Here is a 3,001-nt window from a genome sequence, read left to right on the forward strand (position 1 = left end):
TTGGCACATACAAATTGATCCGTAGATATCCGAATGGGGCAACCCAGCATGTTGAAGACATGTTATCCGCAAGGAGGCGAACCCGGAGAACTGAAACATCTAAGTACCCGGAGGAGAAGAAAACAAAAGTGATTCCGATAGTAGCGGCGAGCGAAATTGGATTAGCCCAAACCAGTATTGTTACGGCAATGCTGGGGTTGTAGGACCACGATATTTGAACCATAATGAATTAGAACAGTTTGGAAAGACTGACCAAAGAGGGTGATAGTCCCGTATAGGTAAAGATTGGTAAGATAGTGGTATCCTGAGTAGTGCGGGGCACGTGAAACCCTGTGTGAATCAGTCGGGACCATCCGATAAGGCTAAATACTCCTGAGAGACCGATAGTGAACTAGTACCGTGAGGGAAAGGTGAAAAGAACCCTGAATAAGGGAGTGAAATAGAACCTGAAACCATACGCTTACAAGCGGTCGGAGCCCTTTGGGGTGACGGCGTGCCTTTTGCATAATGAGCCTACGAGTTACCGTTGCTAGCAAGGTTAAGTACTTAAGGTACGGATCCGTAGCGAAAGCGAGTCTGAATAGGGCGCTTTAGTTAGTAGTGGTAGACGCGAAACCGTGTGATCTACCCATGGGCAGGGTGAAGCTGTGGTAACACACAGTGGAGGCCCGAACCGGTTGACGTTGAAAAGTCTTCGGATGACCTGTGGGTAGGGGTGAAAGGCCAATCAAACTCGGAAATAGCTCGTACTCCCCGAAATGCATTTAGGTGCAGCGTTGATTTATAGTTTTATAGAGGTAGAGCTACTGATTGGATGCGGGGGCTTCACCGCCTACCAATTCCTGACAAACTCCGAATGCTATAAAATGTTGATCAGCAGTGAGGGCATGGGTGCTAAGGTCCATGTCCGAGAGGGAAAGAACCCAGACCATCAGCTAAGGTCCCCAAATGTATATTAAGTTGAATAAACGAGGTTGGATTGCATAGACAGCTAGGATGTTGGCTTGGAAGCAGCCATTCATTTAAAGAGTGCGTAACAGCTCACTAGTCGAGCGATCCGGCATGGATAATAATCGGGCATAAACATACTACCGAAGCTATGGACTTGTAAAAGTGGTAGGGGAGCATTGTAGTGTCGTCGAAGGTGTACTGCGAGGTATGCTGGAGAAGCTACAAAAGAAAATGTAGGCATAAGTAACGATAATGCGGGCGAGAAACCCGCACACCGAAAGACTAAGGTTTCCTCAGCTATGCTAATCAGCTGAGGGTTAGTCGGGACCTAACGCGAACCCGAAAGGGGTAGTGGATGGCCAACGGGTTAATATTCCCGTACCTGCTCACACTAAAAGTGACGGAGGCGAAAAGTTAGTGCGTACTGACGGAATAGTACGTTGAAGCGAGTGGTAACACCGCGATAGTACACTGAGACTACGGTCAAGGTGATAATCTAGCAAATCGACTTCCAAGAAAAGCGAGTGAAGCAGCCCGTACCCTAAACCGACACAGGTAGTTGGGATGAGAATTCTAAGGTGCTCGAGAGATTCATGGCTAAGGAACTAGGCAAAATAGACGCGTAACTTCGGGAGAAGCGTCGCCCACCTCAGGGTGGGCCGCAGTGAAAAGGTCCAGGCGACTGTTTATCAAAAACACAGGGCTCTGCTAAATCGAAAGATGATGTATAGGGCCTGACACCTGCCCGGTGCTGGAAGGTTAAGTGGAGGGTTTAGAAGTTTACTTCGAAGATCTCAAATGAAGCCCCAGTAAACGGCGGCCGTAACTATAACGGTCCTAAGGTAGCGAAATTCCTTGTCGGGTAAGTTCCGACCTGCACGAATGGTGTAACGATCTGGACACTGTCTCAGCCATGAGCTCGGTGAAATTGTAGTATCGGTGAAGATGCCGATTACCCGCAGTGGGACGAAAAGACCCCGTGAACCTTTACTATAGCTTAGTATTGGCTTTGGATAAGTAATGTGTAGGATAGGTGGGAGACTTTGAAGCGGCGTCGCCAGGCGTCGTGGAGTCATTGTTGAAATACCACCCTTTGCTTATCTAGAGTCTAACCTCTAATCAGGGACAGTGCTTGGTGGGTAGTTTGACTGGGGTGGTCGCCTCCAAAAGAGTAACGGAGGCTTCTAAAGGTTCCCTCAGCACGCTTGGTAACCGTGCGTAGAGTGCAATGGCATAAGGGAGCTTGACTGAGAGACATACAGGTCGATCAGGTACGAAAGTAGAGCATAGTGATCCGGTGGTTCCGCATGGAAGGGCCATCGCTCAAAGGATAAAAGGTACTCCGGGGATAACAGGCTGATCTCCCCCAAGAGCTCACATCGACGGGGGGGTTTGGCACCTCGATGTCGGCTCGTCACATCCTGGGGCTGGAGAAGGTCCCAAGGGTTGGGCTGTTCGCCCATTAAAGTGGCACGCGAGCTGGGTTCAGAACGTCGTGAGACAGTTCGGTCTCTATCTACTGTGGGCGTTAGAAATTTGAGTGGATCTGACTCTAGTACGAGAGGACCGAGTTGGACGAACCTCTGGTGTACCTGTTGTTCCGCCAGGAGCATTGCAGGGTAGCTACGTTCGGAAGGGATAAGCGCTGAAAGCATATAAGCGCGAAACCCACCACAAGATGAGATTTCTTTAAAGGGTCGTGGAAGATGACCACGTTGATAGGCTACAGGTGTAAAGGCAGTAATGTCATAGCCGAGTAGTACTAATAACCCATAGGCTTATTGTACAGCCGTTTTTTTAGAGTACGATTAAATTATAATTATGTATCTATTGACGATTATCGTCTTTTCAATATGTCAACAATATTAGTGTTTTTTAACTACACATTTTAAGATCCTGAACCAAGTTCAGGATAAAGATTTAAGGTGGTTATAGCGACGGGGCTCACCTCTTACCATTCCGAACAGAGTAGTTAAGCCCGTTTGCGCCGATGGTACTGCTTTCTGTGGGAGAGTAGGTCGCCGCCTTTTTTGAAAACCCTTACTAGTTA

At 48.2% G+C, this 3,001-nt stretch carries 2 rRNA genes (1 of these 2 only partly in view); both read left to right on the forward strand.

Annotated elements, in window-relative coordinates:
- A 23S ribosomal RNA gene (locus tag ACFFGA_RS14875) occupies positions 1-2,737 on the forward strand (it extends 85 nt beyond the left edge of the window).
- Positions 2,738-2,872: 135 nt separating this feature from the next.
- A 5S ribosomal RNA gene (gene rrf / locus ACFFGA_RS14880) occupies positions 2,873-2,981 on the forward strand.
- The last annotated feature ends 20 nt before the right edge of the window (positions 2,982-3,001 follow it).

Origin of the sequence: Winogradskyella pulchriflava, from assembly GCF_042434315.1 — a bacterium.
Lineage (GTDB): Bacteria > Bacteroidota > Bacteroidia > Flavobacteriales > Flavobacteriaceae > Winogradskyella > Winogradskyella pulchriflava.